The following is a 21,224-nucleotide window of genomic DNA, read 5'->3' on the forward strand; positions in this document are numbered from 1 at the left end:
TTTTACTTGGGATTGCGAGAGACATTGATGTAGCCGCCGTCCTGAGAAGTGACCACGCCGGTGGAGGCCGTGAGGGTGGGGTTCATGTCTTCGATCAGCCACTTCACTGAGTAAGTCCCGGGATCGGAGAACGTCTGCGATACACTGAGCTGGCCGCCGTTTGTCTTGGAGATGAAGCTCGTGCCCACCTGCTTCCCGTTGGCGTAGAACACTGCCGCGACGCGGGAGTTCGCGGGCACGTTGTCCAGGTACCAGGTGCCACTGGTGAACGTGAGTTCCCCCGGGGTGGTATTGGGTTTGCTGGGCGTGGTGTCCTTGGAAACAGCATAGGTAGGGCGGGCCAGATTGCGCTCCACCCTTACTGGAACGCACTGAATATTGCGGTTGCCCTCGGTATCGGCAGTTGTTACGCGCATATCATATCGCTGACCGGGTTTGCTATCCGGCACGTAGGTTGAGCCGTCCACATCCAGCTTGGGTATGAAGACGTCCTGTGGGTCGTAGGGCAGGTTGGCAGCGCCCGCGACATTCAGGACCAGCACGTTGATTTCGGACTCGCCGGGCAGAATGCTGCCGCTGGCCTGACATTGCCGGGTGCCGTCCGTTTCAACGCTGCCTTCAGCGTAGGGCCCCACAAGCCGGGCCTCGACGTACTGGATTCCCTTATCGTCACTCACTGTGGCAAAGAAGCCAGAGCCGCTGTCAATACGCGCTGGAATGCGGGTGCCGCCAGTCAAGGTAACGGCTGTCGGAAAGCTGATTGTGGCGGCTGGCGGATTGACGCTGACGGTGTTGGATGTAAAGCGGCTTTCGGTAGTCAGGGTTTGCGGGGTACTGTTCGCGCCATCCACGACGACCTGTGCCGTCGCCCGAAGAGTGTACGTATCCGCAGGGAGACCGGCGATGTCGAAGCTGGTGTCGCAGGTGTAGGTTGCTGCGTCGGTGCTGGGCGTACAGGTCGCTGTTTTTTGCTGGATAAGCTGGCCTCGGTAATCCATGAGGCTCAGGGAGACGGTCGCTGGATTAAATGTAAAAGCGGTATCTCCGCTCTTGGTGAGCGTTACCCTAGCGGGAACGGTGGGCGAACTGACCGTTGCGCCATTAGAAGGAGCAGCGACAGCCAGAACAGGGTTGAGAACATTCTTTACAGTGATTGTTGTCGGAGAACTAACACCACGAAGGCCAGACTTTGTGTAAGCGATGACCTGAAGCGTGGCGTTCCCATTGGCGAGTTTGGTCGTATCTACGCTGAAGGTCGCCTGTGCCTGAGTCGTACTATAGGACGTGTTGTCCACGACCCCATTTTTGTCAACGATTTGAAGAATCATCCGGTCCATCTGACTGAGGCTGTCAAAGTTTCCGGATACATTAACGCTCATGTTGCTGGAGAACGGCCCAGTACCCACTACCTGGAGGACAGGAGCAGGTGCCTGCTCTACCGGCGCAGTCCCGCCCCCCGCGCTGCCGCTCGCTCTAGAGGTGAAGGTAAAATTCAATGCATTGGCGGTGTTGTTAAATTGCACCGTGATCGGGAGGCTGGTGACACTCGGATTCGCCACCAGAACTTTGGCGAACAGGTCAGCGTCCTTGATGGACCGCGAAAGGCTGCGGGGGCCGAAGCTCGTTCCCGCCTCGTTGTAGTTGCAAGCGGCGCTGGGATCGGTGGCGGCGGCGGTGCAAGTGAGACCGGCGGGCAGGTTGATGGCGGGAATGGCAACGGTCACGCTCTGGTCGGCCCCCGTCCCCCAGGAGACCGTAGCACTCGTGATTGAGGTGGGCTTGGCCCCGGCGGGGTTGGTGAACGTGTAGGTCGTGCTGTTGGCAGAACTTCCGTCTGAGGCCAGCGTAATGGTGCTGGCATTGGCGCTTACGGTGACGTTCCGGCCAGTGTCGGGAATGACAGTTCCACAAGCAGCAAGTAAGAGGGGCAGAGTCAGTAGAGCCAGTCGCTTCATTCATTCTCCTCCGGTTCGACCGTCTTCAGGTGGGGGTTCAGGATGTAGAAGGCCAGGCGCTTCATCCCCGCCAGAAAATCCACGTTCTCCACAATCACAGCACGCCATTCGTCACTGATTTCTTGCTGGCCGGAGCGTTCCAGCGTTCGCGGCTGTATGACCGTGGGGGCAAAGTTCAGGATGCCGCGCACCCCAGCGTCGGCGAGGCTCTGCGCGGCATCCTGGGCGCGTTCGGGCGGCACGGCGAGAAAGCCCATGTCCACCCGCGTGGTCCTGACGAAGTCCCGCAGCTCGTCCACGTGGCGCACCGGCAGACCGCGCACGCTCTGGCCCACCAGCTCGGGATTCACGTCGAACAGGCCCACGTACTGAAACTGGTAGTCGCTGGCGCCGGGGTAGTTGGCAATGGCCTGCCCCAGCCGCCCCACGCCGACAATCACCACGTTCCAGGTCTGGTTCAGGCCCAGCACCCGCAGCAACTCGCGCTTGAGGATGGGTACGGTGTACCCCATGCCGCGCGTGCCGAAGCGCCCGAAGTAGGCGAGGTCCTTGCGGACCTGGAACGCGGTGACCCCGGCCCGCTCGGCAAGGTCACCACTGCTCGTGCGGCTCACGTCCTGCGCCTCCAGACCCTCCAGAATCCGCAGGTAGGTCACGAGGCGGCTGATGGTGGCCGTCGGGATGCCGGTCATGGCCTCACCTCACCCGGAAGTGGTCGAAGCCGCCCGCGTCCAGCTTCGCCTCGGTGTCGGTCACGGCCTCGCCGCTGAAGGGTCCGATCAAGACGGTCACCTTGCCGCCCTCGGGGGCGTTCACGGTGGGCGCGTAGCCCTGATCGCGCAGCAGGCCCACCAGCCGCTGGGCGCTCTCCACCCGGTCGAAGGCGCCGACCTGAAGGTAGACAGGACCGCTGGGCGCGGGGGTGGGTTTCGCGGCGGGCGGGGTCGCGGCCTCGCTGGGGGTCTCGGGCGTGTTCGTGGCTTCCGGGGTGGAGGTGGGGCGCTCGGCGGGGGTGGACCTGGTGTCCGGTGTGCTGGACGCACTGGTCCCGCTATCACCACTCAGGCTGCGGTTGCGGGGCGGGTACAGCAGGGCGCGCGGATACACGCGCTGGATGTCCGCCAGGGCCTGCCGGGCTGTGGCCTCGTCGGCGAAGGGGCCGACCTGCGCGACGACCTGGCTGCCCACGTCGATGGGGTAGACGGTGTAGCCCAGCGCCCGGACCCCCTCGGTGCGGCTCTGCGCCGTGCCCTCGCTGCCGAAGGTCCCCAGGCTGATGCGGTAGTCGCTCCGCAGCGGTGTGCGCTGCTCACTCGTGGCGACGGCCCCGCCCGCGCGGGGTGGGACGGTGGGAGCGGGCGTCGTCGCCCCGGAAGTCGAGGGCTCCACCGCGGAGGACGGTGGAGCGCTGGGCACGTCGACCTGCGGTGTGGGCGGGGCTTCAGGAGCCGCCGGGATGGGCTCGGCAGGCACCACGGGCACCGCGCCGGAGGAGTTGGAGGCAGTGGGTGCGGAACTGGTGTTGCCCTGATCGGTCGTCGTGCTGGGAGCGCTCGCTTCGGGAGCCGTGTCAGACGGTGCGGCGGTCGCTGGGGGATTGTCCGTCTGGGGGGTAGAAGCCTGGGTGGATGGGGAGCCGTTGTCCTGCCCCGCGTCGGCAGAGTTGTCGGGCGTCTGGGTTGTCGCCTCTGTCGCCCCGGTCCCGAGATCCGTTCCGGGAGCGCTGGGGATGACGGGCGGCGAGGTGGTGTCGGACGGGGTGGAGGACGTGGAGGACGGAGGAGCCTGGGCTACCTGCACCTGGGGCGCGCGTTGCCCCAGCAGCAGGACGCCAAAGCCCCCCAGCAGCAGCACCACCAGCAGGCCGATCAGCAGGTCGGGCCAGCGGCGCGCCTTGCCCGGCGCCCCGCTCACTTCAGCGCCCCCTTCGCGGCGACGTGCCCCAGGTTCGCGGCGGTCTTCAGCGACCGGCGGGCCTCCGGCTCACGGGCCTGGGCACGCTGGGCGAGACCCAGCAGATACCACGCCTCGCCGCTTTTCGGCAGGTCGCTCACCAGGCCGCGCAGCACGGCCTCGGCCTCGGTGTAGCGGGCGGCGGCGAGCAGCGCCGAGGCGAGATTCTGCCGCGCGACCGGCGTGGGGTCGAGCTTCACGCTCGCGCCCAGGGCACCGGCAGCCCCCGCGTAGTCCTTCATCGCGTAGGCGCTCAGCCCCAGCCACAGGTAGGTCTCGGCGCTGGGGGTGAGCTGGCCGCTGGCGCGCAGCGCCGTCCTGGCCTGGGCGTACTGGCCCTGGCGGTAGGCTGCCACCCCCCGCACGAACTGGGCGCGGCTCAACGTGGCGGGGTCGGGCTTCAGGCTGATGGCCTGCGCGGCGTCGCGCCCGGCCTGGGCGGTCTGCCCCAGCGCGAGGCGCAGGGCGGCCAGCGCGGTGCGGTACGCGGCGTTCCTGGACGCCAGGCGGACCGCGATCTCGTAAGCGGCTGCGGCCTCGGGCTGGTTGCCCCGCAGCACCCGCAGTTCCCCCAGCCGCGCGAAGGCGGCGGCGTTGCGGCTGTCCTCGTGGGCCGCGGCCTGGGCGGCGAGGACTGCGCCGCGCGTGTCACCGCTCGCGGCGAGGACATCGGCCTTGCGGAGCAGCAGCCGGGCGCGGTCGGCCCCGTTTCCCGTGCGGCCCACGGCGGCGTCGAGTTCCCGCGCGGCGCGGTCGGCAAGTCCCTGCGCCACGTAGATGTCCGCGACCAGCAGCGCCGCGTCCACCCGCTTGGGCTGGCGCTGGAGGACGGCGTAGGCCCGGGGCAGCGCCTCCGCACTGCGTCCCGCCAGCGTCATGGCCTGGGCCAGCCGGAACTGGGCGTCCACGTCGTTGGGTTCGAGCGCCACAACCTGCGTCAGGGTGGTGCTGAGCCCCGCGAAGTCCCCGGCGCGGGTCTGCTCGGCGGCGAGCGCCTCCAGCACCTGCCGCTCGCTGGCGGGTCCGGCCTTGCCCTGGGCGAGCGTGGCTGCCTGCCCGTAAAACCTCAGCGCGTCCGCATAGCGCTTCTCACGGGTGGCAATCACGCCGAGGTTGTACGGTGCCTCATAGCGGTCCGGGGCCAGCGTGGCGAGCTGCGTGAACTCGAAGGCCGCTCCCTTGAGATTCCCCAGCGCGAGCAGCGTGAGGCCCAGCCCGAAGTGCGGCTCCGGCTGCGCGTAATTCTGCGCGATCAACCCCTCGAACAGCGTGCGCGCCTGCGGGAGTTGCCCCGCATTCAGGGCGGCCCGCGCCCGCGCGAGTTGGGCCTGCTGCGGCTGCGTCAGCGGCGTGACGGGTACGGGGGGCGTGGTGGCCGCGGGCTTGTCGGGGGTAGCGGATGGAGTGGGAGTTCCCGGAACAGCCGGGACCTTGGGGAGAGCAGGTGTGCCGGTCTGGTTGAGAGTGTTCTGGACGGAGATCGCCGCCGACGTGTCGAGCAGCGTCTGCGCCGAGGCGGCAGGCGTGCCCGCCAGCAGCAGGCCGAGCAGCACCTTGAGATTACGTTGATTCACCGGGGGCCTCCAGGGGGGGGAGAACGTGAACAGGGTAGGCGAGACGTTCTTGCTGAACCCTTACGCGCCTTCTTGCTCTGCGCTGGGTGCCGTAATTCTGTCACGCCCCGCGGCAAGCTGGACAGGAAGAGGTTGGGGCTGCCTCACAAGCCTTACGAAGTGGGCAAGGAAAAACCTCCAGTGGGGGAGGTCTCTTGGTTGGAGGGGGTTAGGCGGGAATGCCTATGGCCGCACCGGGCCGCTTGAGCGCCAGTTGTCCGCAGGCTGCCCCCGCATCTTTCCCGCGCGAGCGGCGCACACTCACGTCCACGCCCCGCGCCTCCAGCACGTCGTAGAACGCCTGAATCTGTTCCTCGGTGCTGCTCTCGAAGCCCGAGCCGTCCCAAGGATTCATCGGGATCAGGTTGACGTGGCTCACGAGTCCCTTCAGCAGGTCGGCGAGCATTTCCGCCTGCCACAGGTGGTCGTTCACCCCGCGCAGCATGGTGTATTCCAGCGTCACGCGCCGCCCCGTCACTGACTGGTAATCACGGGCGGCAGCCATGATTTCCTCGATGGAGTTCGCCGCACCGGTCGGGATGATGCGCCGCCGCGTTTCCTCGTCCGGGGCATGCAGGCTGATCGCCAGCTTGATGCCCAGATCGTCCTCGGCGGCGAGTTGCCGGATGCCCTTGGCGATCCCCACGGTGGAGAGGGTCACCCGGCGCTTGCTCATGCCCAGCGCCTGCGGGTGCAGCAGGATGCGGGCGGCCTGCATGGTGTTCGCGTAGTTCAGCATGGCCTCGCCCATGCCCATGAAGACCAAGTTGCGGATCTCGCGCGGGCCGATCCCCTCGCCGCCCGCTACGGCGAGCACCTGCGCGACGATCTCGCCCGGCGTCAGGTTGCGCCCGAAGCCCATCGCCCCCGTCGCGCAGAAGGCGCAGCGGGCGGGGCACCCCACCATCGTGGACACGCAGATCGTCTTGCGGTCGAGGTAGGGCATGTAGACGGCCTCCATCTGGCGGCCGTCGTTGAGCGTAAAGAGGTATTTGACCGAACCGTCCGAGCTGCGGACGGTCTCGATCTCCTTAAAGGGGTTCAGGGTATAGCGCGCGGCGAGGTCGGCGCGAGCCTCCGCCGGAAGGTTCGTCATGGCGCCAAAGGTCCCCACGCCCTGCACGAAGACCCACTCCAGCAGTTGCCGCCGCCGGAAGCCCTCCAGCGGGTACAGGTCAGGGTGAAGGTCGAGGAGAAGCTGCATCAGGAAAGTTTAGCGCGTGGGCGGGTTCGGGGGGGAGGGAAGGGCACGTTCGATGAGGGAGGATGTCTCTGTGGCCGGGACTCAGCGGGCACCCCAACGCCGACGTTTTACCCTGAACCTGTGGCGACCGCCGACCCCAACCTTAGCGTCCTGACCGCGATGATCACCCCCGCCGTGCTCATCAGCGGCGCGGGCACGCTCCTGATGAGCACGAGTACCCGGCTCGGGCGGACGACCGACCGGGTGCGGCATCTCACCGCGCGCTTCAAGGTCCTCGTGAGCGAGAGCGGCCAGCTTGAACCCCTCGCGCGCGAGGAAAAGCGCATGATCATCCGCCAGCTTCCGCGTCTCGCCCGCCGCACCCGCATCATCCAGCGGGCGATGACGGCGCTGTACGTGGCGGTCGCCCTGCTCGTGCTGACGAGCATTCTCATTGGGTCAGGCGCTTTATTCGGCGCAGCGTTCGGTCTGGCTCCGGTCATTCTCGCCATTCTGGGCGCGGCCTCCCTCGCCTATGGGGCGCTCCTCCTGAGCTTTGAGACGCGGCTGAGTGCGCGCACTACGCATGAGGAAATGCAGTTTTTGGTTGACCTGGGGCGGCATTACGCCACCCTCTACAGCGAGGAGGCGGGGCGGGTGGCGCGCGAAGTGTAGGCCATAACAGCAAAGCCCCCACCCGTCTCCGAGTGGGGGGTCTTTGAACTTGCCTACGCTCAGTCAGCGTAGCCGGGAATGGTCGGCGTGCTGCCCGGTCGCGTATCGTCGTACCGCTGGGTGCCGGTGACCGAGTCGGGGCTGCGCCCCTCCTCGCCGTACTTCTCCAGGGTGCGGTCGTCGGCGACCTGCATCTCGCGGACGGTCATGAGACCCGTTCCAGCGGGGATCAGCTTGCCGAGAATGACGTTCTCCTTCAGGCCGATCAGCTCGTCCACCTGGCCGCGCATGGAGGCTTCGGTGAGGACGTGCGTGGTGTGCTGGAAGGAGGCGGCGGAGAGCCAGCTCTTCGTCGTCAGGCTGCTCTTCGTGATGCCCAGGAGCACGGGCTTCCAGGAGGCCGGGGTCTTGCCGTCCGCCAGCGCCTCGTTCGCCTGGTCGACTTCCCAGCGTTCCACCGTCTGGCCTTCGAGCAGGTCGGTGTCGCCGCCGTCCGTGATCTCCACGTAGCGCAGCATCTGGCGGACAATCACCTCGATGTGCTTGTCGTGGACCTTCACGCCCTGCGAGCGGTACACGCGCTGCACTTCCTCCACCAGGTACCGCTGGGCGGCGTCGGTGTCCTTGTACAGCAGCAGGTCGTGGGGGTTGATCGCGCCGCGGGTCAGCGGCTGCCCGGCTTCCACCCGGTCGCCGTCGCGCACGATCAGGCGCAGCGCCTTGCCGATCTTCATCGCGGTCTTGGAGGAGTACTGCTCGTCCTCGGCCTCGATGCGGACGAGGTACCGCTCCTCCTCCTCCTCGATGCGGACCACGCCGTCGCGGTCGGCGACGACCGCCTGGGTCTTGGGCTTGCGCGCCTCGAACAGCTCGATCACGCGGGGCAGACCCATCGTGATGTCGCCGCCGCCCGCCACACCGCCCGTGTGGAAGGTGCGCATGGTGAGCTGCGTGCCGGGCTCGCCGATGGACTCGGCGGCGACCACGCCCACGGCCTCGCCCATGGAGACGGGCTTGGCCTGCGAGAGGTCGTAGCCGTAGCACTTCTGGCACACGCCCGCCTTCACGCGGCAGTTCAGCGGCGTGCGGACAAAGACCTCGCCGACGGCCTTGGCCTCCTTGGTGATCGCCTTCACGTCCTCCAGGCTGAGCATCTGCCCCGCCGGGATGGTGCGGCCCGCCACATCCACGTCCGCCGTCAGGGTGCGCCCGTAGATCGAGGTCTCGATCTCGCTGCCCTTGCGACTTCTCCACTCGCCCGTGCGCTCGTCGGTCGCGCCCAGCGGGATCACCGTGTAGTCGGTGGTGCCGCAGTCCACGTCGCGCACGACGACCTCGTGGGCCACGTCCACCAGCTTGCGGGTCAGGTAGCCCGAGTCGGCCGTTCGGAGCGCCGTGTCCGCGCCACCCTTACGCGCGCCGTGGGTGGAGATGAAGTACTCCAGCACCGTCAGACCCTCGCGGAAGGACGCCTTGATGGGCACCTCGATGGTCGAGCCGTCCGGGCGGGCCATCAGGCCGCGCATCCCGGCGAGCTGGCGGATCTGCTGGGGGTTACCACGCGCACCCGACTGACTCATGATCCACAGCGGGTTGAAGGGGTAGTTGCGGCTGAAGTTCTCGAAGACCGCGTTCTTCACCTCGTCGGTGGTGTCGTTCCAGAGCTGCACGACCTGCTTGTACCGCTCCTCTTCGGTCATGAAGCCGAACTCGTAGTTCTGCTCGATCTCCTTGAGCTTCTCGTCGGCCTCGGCGAGCAGCTCCGCCTTGTTGGGCGGCAGCACGATGTCGTCGATGCCGATGGTGATGCCCGAGGTGGTGGAGAGCTTGAAGCCGCTGTCCTTCAGGGCGTCGAGCAGCCCGGCGGTCGCCTCGATCCCGAGGTGCTTGAAGCACCCCATCACCATGTCCTTGAGGTGGTCCTTCTCGTACGCCGTCTCCAGGTTCACCAGCGTGTCCACGAGGTGGCCCTGCGCGCCCAGCGCCTCCTGCACCAGGCGGCGGAACATCACGCGCCCGGCGGAGGTCTCGTACACGGTGCCGTTGAGGCGGATGCGCACGTGATCCTGGAAGTCGATCTCGCCGCGGTCCACGGCCATGATCGCCTCATCGGGGTTGGAGAAGACGTACTTGATGCGCCCGGGGCTGGTCTCGGTGCCGTTCACCCGGATCGGGGTGTTCAGCGCCACGCGGCCCCCTTGCAGCGCGGCCAGCGCGTCCTGCTCGTTGGCGAACTCGCTCCCCGCGCCCAGGTTGTCCTTGCGAAGCTGCGTCAGCGTGAAGATGCCCAGGATGATGTCGCGGCTGGGCTTGACGTTGGGCTCGCCGTTCGCGGGCGAGAGCAGGTTGTGCGCCGAGAGCATCTGGATGCGGGCCTCGGCCTGCGCCTGCGCGCTCAGCGGCACGTGGATCGCCATCTGGTCGCCGTCGAAGTCGGCGTTGAACGCCTCACAGACGAGCGGGTGGAGCTGGATGGACTGACCCTCGACGAGCACGGGCTCGAACGCCTGGATGCCGAGGCGGTGCAGGGTGGGCGCGCGGTTGAGCAGCACGACCTTGTCCTCGATGACCTCTTCCAGCGCGTCCCACACGGAGTCGCGGGTGTCGCGGTAGCGCTCCAGCATCTTGCGGGCCTGCTTGATGTTGGTGACCTCACCCTTCTCTTCGAGCACCTTGAACAGGAAGGGCTTGAAGAGTTCGAGCGCCATGCGCTTGGGCACCCCGCACTGGTGCAGCTTGAGCTGCGGGCCGACCACGATCACGCTTCGGCCCGAGTAGTCCACGCGCTTGCCCAGCAGGTTCTGCCGGAAGCGGCCCTGCTTGCCGCCGAGCAGGTCGGTCAGCGAGCGCAGGCTGCGGTCGGAGCCCGGGTTGGTGACCGGGCTGCCGCGCCGCCCGTTGTCGATGAGCGCGTCCACGGCTTCCTGAAGCATCCGCTTCTCGTTGCGGATGATCATGTCGGGGGCGCCCTGGCTCATCAGCTTCTTCAGGCGGTTGTTGCGGTTGATCAGGCGGCGGTACAGGTCGTTGAGGTCGGAGGTGGCAAATCTCCCGCCGTCCACCTGCACCATGGGCCGGAGGTCGGGCGGCATGACCGGCACCGTCTCCAGGATCATCCATGAGGGGTTGTTGCCGCTGCGCTTGAAGGCGCGCACGACCTCCAGCCGCTTGCGGGCCTTGGCGCGCTTGTGGCGCGAGGAGTCCTTCATCTGCTCGCCGAGTTCGGCCTCCATAACGTCGAGGTCCATGTCGTCGAGCAGTTCCTTGACCGCCTCGGCGCCCATCTTGGCCTCGAAGTCGTAGGACTCGATCACGCGGACCTGCTTGCGGACGAGGTCGATCTCGATGCGCCCGCTGATCTCGGAACGCAGATTGCCCGAGTCGGCCAGCTCGTCGCCCGGCTCCACGCGGTCGCCGTTCACGACGAGGGGCTCGTCCTGGTAGGCGTACACCTTCGCCTTGGAGACGATGATCGAGGCGGGCGCGTGCAGGGTGATGACGCCGTCGGCCTCGGCCACGACCTCCTCGTCCTTGTCGATGGCGCCGACGACCTTCTGGCCCTTGCGGACCTCCGAGCCGTCGCCGACAAGCACGTGCATGGTGGGGTTGATGGGGTACTCGACGCGGCGGGTCCAGTGGGCCGTGACCTTCACGTCGCCCTTCTTCTTGGGGAAGGTGACGTTCGAGAGGCGGCTGTCGCGGCTCACGCGCAGGCGGCTGCCCGCCTCGGCGCTCGCCAGCACGGCCCCGGCCTCGATCACTTCGCCCTCGGCGACCTGCACGTTCATGCCGTGCGGGATGTACACGCGGGCCAGCACCTCGCCCCGGGTGCCCTCCTCGGCGGCGCTGTCCCGCAGCTCCACCATCACGGAGTCCTCGCCCATGTCGTGCAGGAAGGCGGTGCCGTCCACGGGGGAGGTGATCTGAACGTCCCCCTCCAGCTCGGCGAGGATTTCACCGGCGCGGAAGGCGTCCTGCTCCACGAGAACGTCGGCGGGCAGGGGCAGGCTGGCCTCGGTCTGCTCGGCGTAGGCGATCTCGGCGCGGCGGGGGAAGCGGTACTGCGCCAGGCCGTCCATCTTCGAGACGACGTTGCCGCCGAGCGTCTGCCCGCGCGTCACGTACTCACCGTCGCGGATGGCCGCCTCGGTGCCGTTGGGGAGCGCGTAGGTCTCCTGGCGGCCGAAGCGCAGCTCGCGGTACTCGTCGTCGCTGAGCAGCTCGCCGCGCTTGAGCGGGCGCCCGTCCTTCTGCGCGTTCAGGGGCTGGGTGACCAGGAAGGAGGAGAAGTACAGCACCTTCTCTAGTTGCCCGGCGCTGAGGTCCAGCAGGGTGCCGATCTTGCTCGGCGTGTCCTTGACGTACCAGATGTGCGCGGCGGGGGTCGCCAGGTCGATGTGGCCCATGCGGTAGCGCCGGACCTTGGAGGAGGTCACCTCGACGCCGCAGCGCTCGCAGACCTTGCCCTCGTAGCGCTGGCGCTTGTACTTGCCGCAGGCGCACTCGTAGTCCTTCATCGGCCCGAAGATGCGCTCGTCGAAGAGGCCCTCGCGCTCGGGCTTCAGGGTGCGGTAGTTGATCGTTTCCGGCTTCTCGACCTCGCCGAAGCTCCACTCGCGGATGCGGGCGGGGCTGGCGATGGCGATGCGGACCTTGTTGAAATCTTTCACGGCTTCTCCTGTGAGAGAGGCTTGTTGTTGCTGGGGGGTCTGGGGGTTTCGGGTGGGTGACCGTCCACCCCCGGACGAGACGCACCGCGCCTCAGCGCTTGGGCATCATCCCTTCGAAGATGTCCACCGGCTTGTCGCCGTTGTCCAGCACCTCGACATCCAGACCGAGCGAGTGCAGCTCCTTGACGAGCACCTTGAAGGACTCGGGAATCGTGCTGCCGCTGACTTCCTCGCCCTTGACGATGCTCTGGTAGGCGGCGTCGCGCCCGTCGATGTCGTCGGACTTGATCGTCAGCATCTCCTGGAGGGTGTGCGCCGCGCCGTACGCTTCCAGCGCCCACACTTCCATCTCGCCGAAGCGCTGGCCGCCGAACTGCGCCTTGCCGCCGAGCGGCTGCTGGGTGATCAGGGAGTAGGGGCCCGTCGAGCGGGCGTGCAGCTTGTCCTCGACCATGTGGTAGAGCTTCATGACGTACATGGTGCCGACCACGACCGGGCCGCTGATGGGCTCGCCGGTGCGCCCGTCATACAGCACGCTCTTGCCGGTGCGGGCGAGGCTCATCTGCGCCTTCTCGTAGTCGCCGTTCGGGGCCTCGATCACGCCGAGCTTCCCGGCGCGGTCCAGCACCTCCTGCTCGCGCTTGTCGAGGTCGAAGCCCTCGTCCTTGCGGCGCTGGAGGCGCTCGGCGGCGGCGACCTCCAGCATCTCCTTGATCGCCACTTCGGTCGCGGAGTCGAACACGGGCGTCACGAACTTCTGCCCGGTCAGGCGCGCGACCTCGCCGAGGTGCGTTTCCAGAATCTGGCCGAGGTTCATGCGGGAGGGCACGCCGAGCGGGTTGAACACCAGGTCCACGGGGGTGCCGTCTTCCAGGTAGGGCATGTCCTCGGGGGGCAGGATCTTGGAGACCACACCCTTGTTCCCGTGGCGGTTCGCCACCTTGTCGCCGACCTGAAGCTGGCGCTTCTGGGCCACGTACACGCGCACCATCTCGCGCACGCCGGGCTTAAGGTCCACACCCTCGTCGCCGCGGCGGAAGCGCACCGTCTTCACCACGATGCCGCCCTGGCCGGACTGCACGCGCAGGGAGGTGTCCTTCACCTCGCGGGCCTTCTCGCCGAAGATCGAGCGGAGGAGGCGCTCTTCGGGGGTCGGCTCGCTCTCGCCCTTGAAGCTGGTCTTGCCGACAAGGATGTCGCCGGGCTTGACCTCGGCGCCCACGCGCACGATGCCGTCCTCGTCGAGGTCACGCAGCGCGGCTTCCGAGAGCCCCGGGATGTCACGGGTGATCTTCTCCGGGCCGAGCTTGGTGTCGCGGGCCTCGATCTCGTCCTTCTCGATGTGGACCGAGGTGTAGAAGTCCTTGCGGACGAGCCCCTCCGAGATGCAGATCGCGTCCTCGAAGTTGAAGCCGTCGAAGGGCATGATGGCGATGGTGATGTTCTGCCCGAGCGCGAGGCGCCCGAGGTCGGAGGCGGGGCCGTCAGCGATGACCTGACCGGGCCGCACTTCCTCGCCGACCTCCACGATGGGGTGCTGGTCGAGGTTGGTGCCCTGGTTCGAGCGGGTGAAGCGCACGAGCTCGAAGGTGCGGATGTTGCCCGTCACCATGCCCGCCTGCGGCGCGTCCTCGGTCAGCGTCACCTGGATCACGCGCGAGTCCACGTAGCTCACGCGGCCCGTCACGTCGCTGATCACGCTCGTGCCCGAGTCGGTGACCACGCGCTCCTCGACGCCCGTGCCCACGGCGGGGCTGTCGGCGCGCACGAGTGGCACGGCCTGCGACTGCATGTTGGAACCCATGAGCGCGCGGTTGGCGTCGTCATGCTCCAGGAAGGGAATCAGCGACGTGTTGATGGAGACGATCTGCTTGGGCGACACGTCCATGAAGTCGACTTCGTCGGGCGTGTAGAGCAGCGGGTCACCCTTGCGGCGGGCCAGCACACGCTCGTCGGCGAAGGTGCCGTCCGGGTTCAGCGGCGAGTTCGCCTGTGCGATGGTGTAGCGGTCCTCGATGTCGGCGGTCATGTAGACCACGTCGTCGGTCACGCGGCCATTCTCCACCCGGCGGTACGGCGCCTCGATGAAGCCCAGCTCGTTGACCTTGGCGTAGCTCGACAGCGAGGAGATCAGGCCGATGTTGGCACCCTCCGGCGTCTCGATGGGGCAGATGCGCCCGTAGTGGGTACGGTGAACGTCACGCACGTCGAAGCCCGCGCGCTCGCGGGTCAGTCCGCCCGGCCCCAGGGCCGAGATACGCCGCTTGTGGCGCAGGTCGGACAGCGGGTTGGTCTGGTCCTTGAACTGCGAGAGCTGGCTGCGCCCGAAGAACTCGCGCATCGCCGCGACGATGGGCCGGTTGTTCACGAGCTTGGTCGGGGTCGCGGCGTCGGGGTTGCCCAGCAGCATGCGCTCGCGCACGCCGCGCGCCATGCGGCCCATGCCCACCCGGAGCTGGTCGGCGAGCAGCTCGCCCACGGTGCGAACACGGCGGTTGCCGAGGTGATCGATGTCGTCCTCGGTGACGGGCACCTCGTTCACCACGCCGTCCTCGTCCGCGCCCAGGCCCACGGTCTCCAGGCCGCGTTGCAGCGCCATCAGGTAGCGGATGGTGTCCACCAGCCCCGCGTCGCTGAACTTGCCGTCCTGGAAGGTCAGCAGGGTGCGCTCCTTGCGGTTCACGCCCAACTTGGTGTTCATCTTGAAGCGGCCGGGCTCGCCCAGGTCGTACCGCTTGGGGTCGGCGAGCAGCCCGTAGAGGTACTGGATCGCCTTGTCGCGCTTGGGGGGGTCACCGGGGCGCAGCACCGTGAAGAGGCGCAGCAACGCCTCGTCGGCGCTCATGCCCGCGCTCTTGTCCTCGGGCAGTTCGGCGCCCTCGTCGAACTCGGTGAAGAGGGCCCGGAGCTGGGCGTCGTCGTAGCCCAGCACGCGCAGCAGCAGGCTCACCGGGAACTTGCGCTTGTTGACCTTCATCTCCAGCACGCCCGCGTTCATCTCCAGCTCGATCCAGGGACCGCGCTTGGGCATGGGGATGATGGCCGCCGTGTACATCTTCTTGATGCCCTTGTAGCTCGACGTGAAGTACACGCCGGGCGAGCGGTGAATCTGCGAGATCACCACGCGGTCGGCCCCGTTGATCACGAAGGAGCCGTCCTCGGTCATCAGCGGCAGGTCGCCCAGGAACACCTGATCTTCCTTGATCAGCCCCGAGTCCTTGTGGATCAGTTGGAGCTTGGCGTACATGGGCGCCTGGTACGTCAGGTCCTTCTCGCGGCACTCCTCGGGCGTGTAGGGCGGTTCGCCCAGGCGGTACTCCAGGAAGTCCAGCACGAGGCCGGTGGAGCGGCCCTTTTCGGTTTCGTCGATGGGGAAAACTTCGCGGAAGGCGCTCTGGAGGCCAGTGTCGTCCCGGCGGTCGGGCGCCTTGTCGGCTTGCAGGAACGCCTTGAAGGAGTTGACCTGCACTTCGGTCAGATTGGGCAGCGGGATCACTTCGGTAATTTCGCCGAAGCGCTCTATGCGCGGCTTTCTACTGCTCAGGCTCATTCACACCTCGCGCACCCTGGGTGTCGCTGCGGCCTTCCGGGGCGGGAAAAGGCGCAGAGGAAACGAGACAGTCGGGACGGCAGCCCCTCCGGCTGCGTCCCGTGGTCAAGCGTCAGTTGTGGAGTCCGCGTGCCTGCAAAGGTCTCCTGCCCAACCCATCATGGTCGGCCACAGGCAAGTATATACGGAGGCGGGGCATTTTGGCAAGCGCTAGGATGGCTGTGTGGACGCCCTGCAACCTCTCCTGCCGTACCTGTTCCTGCTCATGCGGGGGCTGGTTCTCCTGTGCTTCATTCACGCCCTGGTGACCCGCCAGGACCTGTACTGGCTCTTCATCCTGGGACTCGCCGTGTTCTTCGGGGGCATCTTCAGCACCGTCGGCGCGTTGATCTATGCCTTCACGGTCTTTTTCCCCTGGTTACGGGGGAGCGGTCGCGGCGCGGCGCGGGCCATCGGGCGGGGGGTGGAGGCCATCAAGCCGCTCGACACCCGCATTCGGGAGGCGCAGGAGCGGTTGACCGAGAGCGACACCCTCGCCAACCGCACGGACCTCGCGGCCCTGCAAGCCCGGGCGGGCCGACCCGAGGAGGCCCAGTCCACCCTGCAACCGCTGCTCAGCGGCATCTACGCCGACGACCCGGTCGTGCTGCTCACCAGCGCTGAACTCGAACTCGCGCGGGGCAACGCCGCTGCCGCCGAGTCCCTGCTGAGCCGCGTGGACCTCCGCACGAGCGCCGCTACCCGCACCCGCACGCTGACGCTGCTCGCCCAGGCCCAGGACGCCCAGGGCAAGCCGCAGGAGGCGGATGCGACCTACCGCGAGGCGATGACGGCGGCCACGACTGAAGAACCCCGCGCCCGGTACGCTGCTTTTCTGCTGAAGCAGGGGAGACGCCAGGAGGCCCAGGCGCTCCTGGACGCCCTCGCCAAGACTGAGCAGCGTGCCACCGGCCTTTACCGCCGTCAGGAGCGCGAGTGGTTCCAGATGGCGGCGGGGCTGCGGCGGGAGCTGCGGTGAGGAGAAGCGGGGTAACTGCGTCGCCTTGAGCGCCGCGAAGGGCCCCTCGGCGGCCCCATAGGGGAGGAGACTCGCTGTGCTGTGTCGGCACCACAGCGGCCGGTCCATACGGACTCTCGGAGTCCCGCCAGAACCCGTAGGCGATGACAATCACTCCAGCTCATGGCAGGGCTCAACACAGTTGTCACCCTGACCAATGCGAAGGGTCCGGCCTGGAGATGCTCCGCCTTCGCTCAGCATGACGAGGCTTCTGCGACCCGCCCTGGGGCACAACAAAAACCCCCAACCTCTCGGCTGGGGGCTTGAATTCGCTTGTTCGGATTACCAGCGGTCGTTGCGGTCGTTCCGGCGCTGGGGACGGTCGCCGTAGGCGGGGGCTGGGGCGGCCTTCGTCACGACGATGTTCTTGGCCTGGGGACCCTTGCCGCGCTGGCCGGGCTCGATGTCGAACTCGACCTCGTCACCCTCGTTGAGCTTCTTGAAGCCCTGCGACTGGATGGCGCTGAAGTGCGCGAACACGTCGTCGCTGCCTTCCGTCTCGATGAACCCGAAGCCCTTTTCCGCGTTAAACCACTTCACTCTGCCTACTGCCATCTTCAACTCCTCGTGAGCTCCAGCACAAAAAAGAAACCCGGTCTGTTTACCGCGTCTCTCAAAAGGATCTGCTGGAAAACTACTGGGCCACTATGTCCTGCCTAGCGACAGAAGTTGGTAAGACACCTTACAGTTGTGCCCGGGTCAATAAAAACCCCCACCTTGCGGCGGGGGCTGCACTCCCGGTGGAAAGGGGGATTAGCGGACTTCGACCTTGGCGCCCGCGCCTTCGAGCTGGGCGCGGAACTTCTCGGCGTCTTCCTTGCTGACGCCTTCCTTGATGGCGCCGCCCTTCTCGCTGAGGTCCTTGGCTTCCTTCAGCCCCAGGCCGGTGATGGCGCGCAGTTCCTTAATGACGTTGATCTTGCTGGCGCCCGCGTCCACGAGGATGACGTCGAACTCGGTCTTCTCCTCTTCGGGAGCGGCAGCGGCGGCGGCGCCACCACCAGCGACGGCCACGGCGGCCGTGACGCCCCAGGTGTCCTTGAGACCGTCGATGAGGTCGGCGAGTTCCATGATGGTGAGGGTGCTGAGCTGGTCGATCAGAGCCTGCTTGTCGTAAGCCATGGTGGTGTCCTCCTGGACTGGATTTTTAAGACTTGAGAAGAGAGGGTGAGCTTAGGCTTGGGCCTCGGTCGCGCCGCCGCCGAGCTTCTCGCGGTACGCTTCGAGAATCCCGACGAAGTTGCTGAGGTGCGCGCTGAGCACACCCACAAGTTCGCCCTGCAGGCTCTGCTTGCTGCCCAGGCTCGCCAGACGCTCGATCACGCGAACGTCCACACGGTTGCCCTCGACGAAGCCGCCCTTGACGGCCGGGATACCGCGGTCGTTGCCCTTGGAGGCGTCGCTGAGCGTCTTGGCAACCCCTGCAGGATCGTCATGGGCCAGCACCAGGGCGCTGGGGCCCTTCAGGGCGTCGCTGAAGTCGCGGCCACCCTCCTGAAGGGCGAGGTTGATCAGGGTGTTCTTGGCCACGATAAGCTGACCACCCTTCTCGCGGATGTCCTTGCGCAGCCTGCTGAGCTGCCCGGCGGTCAAGCCCTGGTAGTCGACGACGTAGAACGTCTCGACGCCCGTGAGGCTGCCCCGCAGCTCGCTCAGGTTCTGCTGATTGCGTTCGTTCGCCACGTTTGGGAACCTCCTCTGTGGTGAACAAGTCCAGGTACGCTGCTCGCGCCCTGACAACTCGGCGGGATGTTTAAACCTGGCAAGGGTCCCCGCTGTCTAGGATGCCGAAATTAGGAGGGTGCAAGAAGCGCACCGGGGTGCCGAAAGGCAGTGGGGGAGAGGAGGCCGTCCTCTCTCCCCGGAGGTCAGGCCTGGGCCTGGCTGCTCAGCGTGAGGGGAATGCTCGGTCCCATCGTGCTGGTGAGGTACGCGCTGCGGAGGTACACACCCTTGGCCGCGCCGGGCTTGGCGGCTTCCAGGGCGCTCAGGAGCGCCTGGTAGTTCGCGCTGAGGTTACCGGCATCGAAGCTGGCCTTGCCGATGGGCGCGTGGACCACACCGGTCTTGTCGTTGCGGAACTCGATGCGGCCCGCCTTGAGGCCGCGCACCATGCCCGCCACGTCGGGACCGACGGTGCCGCTCTTGGGGTTGGGCAGCAGGCCGCGCGGCCCGAGCAGGCGCGCGAGGCGCTGGCCGACCATCGCCATCATGTCGGGCGTCGCCACAACCGCGTCGAAGTCCATGAAGCCGCCCGCGATGCGCTCGATCAGGTCCTCGGCGCCCACCACGTCGGCCCCGGCAGCTTCAGCGGCGGCCTGGTTCTCCCCGCGCGTGATCACCGCGACGCGCACCGTGCGGCCCGTGCCGTGGGGCAGCGAGACCGTGCCGCGCACGTTCTGGTCACTCTTGCGGGGGTCGATGCCCAGGCGGAAGTGAACCTCCACCGTCTCGTCGAACTTCGCGGTGGCAAGCTCCCTCACCAGGGCGGCGGCCTCGTCGATGGTGTACTGCTTGCTGCGGTCCACCTTGCCCACCAGGGCGCGGTAACGCTTGCCGTGCTTAGGCATGGGGAGCCCCCTCGATGGTCACGCCCATGGAGCGCGCGGTGCCCGCCACGGTGTTCGCGGCGGCCTCGACGCTGCCCGCGTTCAGGTCGGGGAGCTTGGTGCGGGCAATCTCCAGCACCTGATCCCAGTTCAGCTTGCCGACCTTCGCCTTGTTGGGGGTGGCGCTGCCCTTTTGCAGCCCCGCCGCCTTGCGGATCAGGTAGCTCATGGGGGGCGTCTTGGTGATGAAGGTGAAGGAGCGGTCGGCGTAGATGGTGATCTCGACCGGGATGATCGCGTCACCCTTGTCCGCCGTGGCCGCGTTGAACTCCTTCGTGAAGCCCATGATGTTCGCGCCGTACTGGCCGAGCGCGGGACCCACGGGCGGGGCCGGGGTCGCCTTTCCGGCCGGAAGCTGCAACTTCACGATCCCGGTGACTTTCTTAGCCATGCTGGTTCCTCCTTAGCTCCCCCGGCTTCCTCATGGAAGGTCCGGGGTGCTGACGCTAAGTTCCGCCGCGGGCGCCTTAGAGGCACCGTCGCGGCAGCAACTTTGACAGTGTACAGGGCCGGAAGGCTTCTGCCAAGCCCGGCCCGGACGGCTTACTTGCTGACCTGCGCGAAGTCCAGCTCGACGGGCGTTTCGCGCCCGAAGATACTGACCAGCACCTTGACCTTGGCCTGCGGAGCGTTGATTTCGCTCACCACGCCGCTGAAGTCGGCAAAGGGGCCACCCGTCACCCGGACCATGTCCCCGGGCTTGAGGTCAACCTTCACGCGGGCGGGCGCCTCCTCCTGGGGCTGCGCGGCCACACCCACCGAGGCGAGCAGACGCTGCACCTCCTCGGGGGAGAGGGGCACCGGGCGGGTGGCCGTGCCGACGAAGCCGGTCACTCCGTTCGTGCCGCGCACGACCTCCCAGGATTCGCCGAGTTCCCCCGGGGCGTCGTCATCCTCGACATCCATCTGCACGAAGACGTAGCCGGGGAAGAGCTTGCGCTCGACCTCGACCTTCTTGCCGCCCTCCTGAAGCTCGACGGCCTTTTCCTTGGGTTGCAGCACCTGAAAAATTTTGGTGTGGAGCATCCCGAGTTTGCGGGCGCGCTCCATCAGGTGCTGCTCCACGCGGTCTTCCTGCCCCACGTAGGTGTGGACGGCGTACCACTCGATGCTCACGGGAGGACCGCCCGGATCAACGCGCTGAACACGGTGTCCATCAGGAACACGATCAGGGTCAGGGCGATCACGAAGATCAGCACCGCCTGCGTGCCCTCGATGACCCCCTGGCGCGTCGGCCAGGTGACACGCGCGAGTTCCGCACGCGAGTCCCGCAAGTACTGAATCAGATTCATGCGCTCACCTTGCCCGTCATGATTTGCAAAAAAGAGTGAGGACTGAACATCCAGCCGGGCTCAGATGACCCGGCTTGAGCTCAGACCTTCTTCTCCTTGAACACGACGTGCTTCTTCGCCACGGGGTCGTACTTGCGCAGCTCCATCTTGGCCTGCGTGTTGCGGCGGTTCTTGGTGGTCGTGTAGTAGAAGCCCGTGCCAGCGGTGCTTTCCATCTTCACGATGATGCGCGGTCCGTCCTTCGCCATGTTGCTGCTCCTTTCGCGCGGCTTTTAGGCCTTCGGCCTTCGAGGCTCGCGCTCCCAGCCCCTGCCTTCCCGGCAGGTCGCTGGTAAAAGCCCGCCTTGAGGCGGGCAACATTCGGATTATGACATACCCAGCGATAAATTCGAAGGGCTTCTCAGGACACGCATGTGCAGCCCACTACGTTACGTCCTGATGGGCGTGCCCCGCCCGGAACGCCTCGCGGCGGTAGGTTCCTCGGCCTGGTGGCCTGGGAGGCGGCTGGTCTGCTCTGGCTCTCCCTCCGGTTCCCAAACCAGATTCTACCACCCCTCCGCAGACTTCAGGCTGTCCATCCTCCCAGGAGCAGCTAGTTTTCCACACCAGGCCCCTGGCTAACGAAAAAGAGGAGACCCTGTGGCCTCCCCTCACTGAGGGTTGGAGC

Annotated in this window: 17 protein-coding genes; 2 read left to right on the forward strand and 15 right to left on the reverse strand. The window is 66.8% G+C overall.

The genetic code is table 11. From position 1 onward, the window contains the following. Positions 1–2: 2 nt before the first annotated feature. The 5 genes from DAERI_RS22145 to rlmN form a co-directional block, all read right to left on the reverse strand. A complete protein-coding gene (locus DAERI_RS22145) occupies positions 3–1,955 on the reverse strand; it encodes a hypothetical protein (RefSeq protein ID WP_133162080.1) in 1,953 nt (650 codons plus the stop codon). Beyond that, positions 1,952–2,647 (reverse strand): redox-sensing transcriptional repressor Rex, encoded by a 696-nt coding sequence (locus DAERI_RS19400; protein WP_103131097.1) that lies wholly within the window; start codon positions 2,645–2,647, stop codon positions 1,952–1,954. Before DAERI_RS19400 ends, DAERI_RS22145 begins: the two co-directional genes overlap by 4 nt. Positions 2,648–2,651: 4 nt before the next feature. After that, positions 2,652–3,869: an SPOR domain-containing protein gene (locus tag DAERI_RS19405; RefSeq protein ID WP_103131098.1), complete on the reverse strand. Its 1,218-nt coding sequence runs from the start codon at positions 3,867–3,869 to the stop codon at positions 2,652–2,654. Next, positions 3,866–5,482 (reverse strand): tetratricopeptide repeat protein, encoded by a 1,617-nt coding sequence (locus DAERI_RS19410; RefSeq protein ID WP_103131099.1) that lies wholly within the window; start codon positions 5,480–5,482, stop codon positions 3,866–3,868. Before DAERI_RS19410 ends, DAERI_RS19405 begins: the two co-directional genes overlap by 4 nt. A gap of 208 nt (positions 5,483–5,690) precedes the next feature. Then, a complete protein-coding gene (gene rlmN, locus DAERI_RS19415) occupies positions 5,691–6,725 on the reverse strand; it encodes a dual-specificity RNA methyltransferase RlmN (protein ID WP_103131100.1) in 1,035 nt (344 codons plus the stop codon). A 159-nt stretch (positions 6,726–6,884) separates the two neighbouring features. Here rlmN and DAERI_RS19420 point away from each other — a divergent pair, with 159 nt between their 5' ends. Beyond that, entirely contained in the window at positions 6,885–7,379 is a 495-nt protein-coding gene (locus tag DAERI_RS19420; protein WP_103131112.1) for a DUF2721 domain-containing protein, read from the forward strand. Between the two features lie 59 nt (positions 7,380–7,438). Here the strand turns inward: DAERI_RS19420 and DAERI_RS19425 are convergent, their stop codons facing one another. Together DAERI_RS19425 and rpoB are read right to left on the reverse strand one after the other, a co-directional pair. Then, positions 7,439–12,049, reverse strand: a complete 4,611-nt coding sequence (locus DAERI_RS19425) for a DNA-directed RNA polymerase subunit beta' (RefSeq protein WP_103131101.1) — start codon at positions 12,047–12,049, stop codon at positions 7,439–7,441. 91 nt (positions 12,050–12,140) lie between these two features. Beyond that, entirely contained in the window at positions 12,141–15,599 is a 3,459-nt protein-coding gene (gene rpoB, locus DAERI_RS19430) for a DNA-directed RNA polymerase subunit beta (RefSeq protein WP_103131102.1), read from the reverse strand. A 223-nt stretch (positions 15,600–15,822) separates the two neighbouring features. On the opposite strand from rpoB, the gene DAERI_RS19435 reads away from it, so the two are divergent. Continuing rightward, positions 15,823–16,617, forward strand: a complete 795-nt coding sequence (locus DAERI_RS19435; protein WP_103131103.1) for a tetratricopeptide repeat protein — start codon at positions 15,823–15,825, stop codon at positions 16,615–16,617. 321 nt (positions 16,618–16,938) lie between these two features. On the opposite strand, the gene DAERI_RS19440 is transcribed toward DAERI_RS19435, so the two are convergent. The 8 genes from DAERI_RS19440 to rpmG form a co-directional block, all read right to left on the reverse strand. Beyond that, the gene (locus DAERI_RS19440; RefSeq protein WP_103131104.1) at positions 16,939–17,211 is read right to left on the reverse strand and encodes a cold-shock protein; all 273 of its coding nucleotides are present in this window, start codon (positions 17,209–17,211) and stop codon (positions 16,939–16,941) included. 198 nt (positions 17,212–17,409) lie between these two features. Then, positions 17,410–17,778, reverse strand: coding sequence for a 50S ribosomal protein L7/L12 (gene rplL / locus DAERI_RS19445; protein ID WP_103131105.1), 369 nt, complete (start codon positions 17,776–17,778; stop codon positions 17,410–17,412). A gap of 51 nt (positions 17,779–17,829) precedes the next feature. Further along, positions 17,830–18,339, reverse strand: a complete 510-nt coding sequence (gene rplJ, locus DAERI_RS19450) for a 50S ribosomal protein L10 (protein WP_103131106.1) — start codon at positions 18,337–18,339, stop codon at positions 17,830–17,832. A 185-nt stretch (positions 18,340–18,524) separates the two neighbouring features. Continuing rightward, entirely contained in the window at positions 18,525–19,226 is a 702-nt protein-coding gene (gene rplA, locus DAERI_RS19455) for a 50S ribosomal protein L1 (RefSeq protein WP_103131107.1), read from the reverse strand. Beyond that, complete coding sequence (rplK, locus tag DAERI_RS19460) at positions 19,219–19,656, reverse strand: 50S ribosomal protein L11 (protein WP_103131108.1); 438 nt, start codon at positions 19,654–19,656, stop codon at positions 19,219–19,221. Before rplK ends, rplA begins: the two co-directional genes overlap by 8 nt. 152 nt (positions 19,657–19,808) lie before the next feature. After that, the gene (gene nusG, locus DAERI_RS19465) at positions 19,809–20,381 is read right to left on the reverse strand and encodes a transcription termination/antitermination protein NusG (RefSeq protein WP_103131109.1); all 573 of its coding nucleotides are present in this window, start codon (positions 20,379–20,381) and stop codon (positions 19,809–19,811) included. After that, positions 20,378–20,557 (reverse strand): preprotein translocase subunit SecE, encoded by a 180-nt coding sequence (secE, locus tag DAERI_RS19470; protein WP_019586744.1) that lies wholly within the window; start codon positions 20,555–20,557, stop codon positions 20,378–20,380. Before secE ends, nusG begins: the two co-directional genes overlap by 4 nt. Before the next feature lie 80 nt (positions 20,558–20,637). Next, a complete protein-coding gene (gene rpmG, locus DAERI_RS19475; protein ID WP_012692576.1) occupies positions 20,638–20,805 on the reverse strand; it encodes a 50S ribosomal protein L33 in 168 nt (55 codons plus the stop codon). Positions 20,806–21,224 lie beyond the last annotated feature (419 nt).

The sequence above is a fragment of the Deinococcus aerius genome (assembly GCF_002897375.1).
Lineage (GTDB): Bacteria > Deinococcota > Deinococci > Deinococcales > Deinococcaceae > Deinococcus > Deinococcus aerius.

Coding starts and splice junctions, on each gene's coding strand:
- DAERI_RS22145 (WP_133162080.1), bottom strand. CDS start 1,955: ATGAAGCGACTGGCTCTACTGACTCTGCCCCTCTTACTTGCTGCTTGT.
- DAERI_RS19400 (WP_103131097.1), bottom strand. CDS start 2,647: ATGACCGGCATCCCGACGGCCACCATCAGCCGCCTCGTGACCTACCTG.
- rlmN (WP_103131100.1), bottom strand. CDS start 6,725: ATGCAGCTTCTCCTCGACCTTCACCCTGACCTGTACCCGCTGGAGGGC.
- DAERI_RS19420 (WP_103131112.1), top strand. CDS start 6,885: ATGATCACCCCCGCCGTGCTCATCAGCGGCGCGGGCACGCTCCTGATG.
- rpoB (WP_103131102.1), bottom strand. CDS start 15,599: ATGAGCCTGAGCAGTAGAAAGCCGCGCATAGAGCGCTTCGGCGAAATT.
- DAERI_RS19440 (WP_103131104.1), bottom strand. CDS start 17,211: ATGGCAGTAGGCAGAGTGAAGTGGTTTAACGCGGAAAAGGGCTTCGGG.
- rplL (WP_103131105.1), bottom strand. CDS start 17,778: ATGGCTTACGACAAGCAGGCTCTGATCGACCAGCTCAGCACCCTCACC.
- rplA (WP_103131107.1), bottom strand. CDS start 19,226: ATGCCTAAGCACGGCAAGCGTTACCGCGCCCTGGTGGGCAAGGTGGAC.
- rplK (WP_103131108.1), bottom strand. CDS start 19,656: ATGGCTAAGAAAGTCACCGGGATCGTGAAGTTGCAGCTTCCGGCCGGA.
- secE (WP_019586744.1), bottom strand. CDS start 20,557: ATGAATCTGATTCAGTACTTGCGGGACTCGCGTGCGGAACTCGCGCGT.
- rpmG (WP_012692576.1), bottom strand. CDS start 20,805: ATGGCGAAGGACGGACCGCGCATCATCGTGAAGATGGAAAGCACCGCT.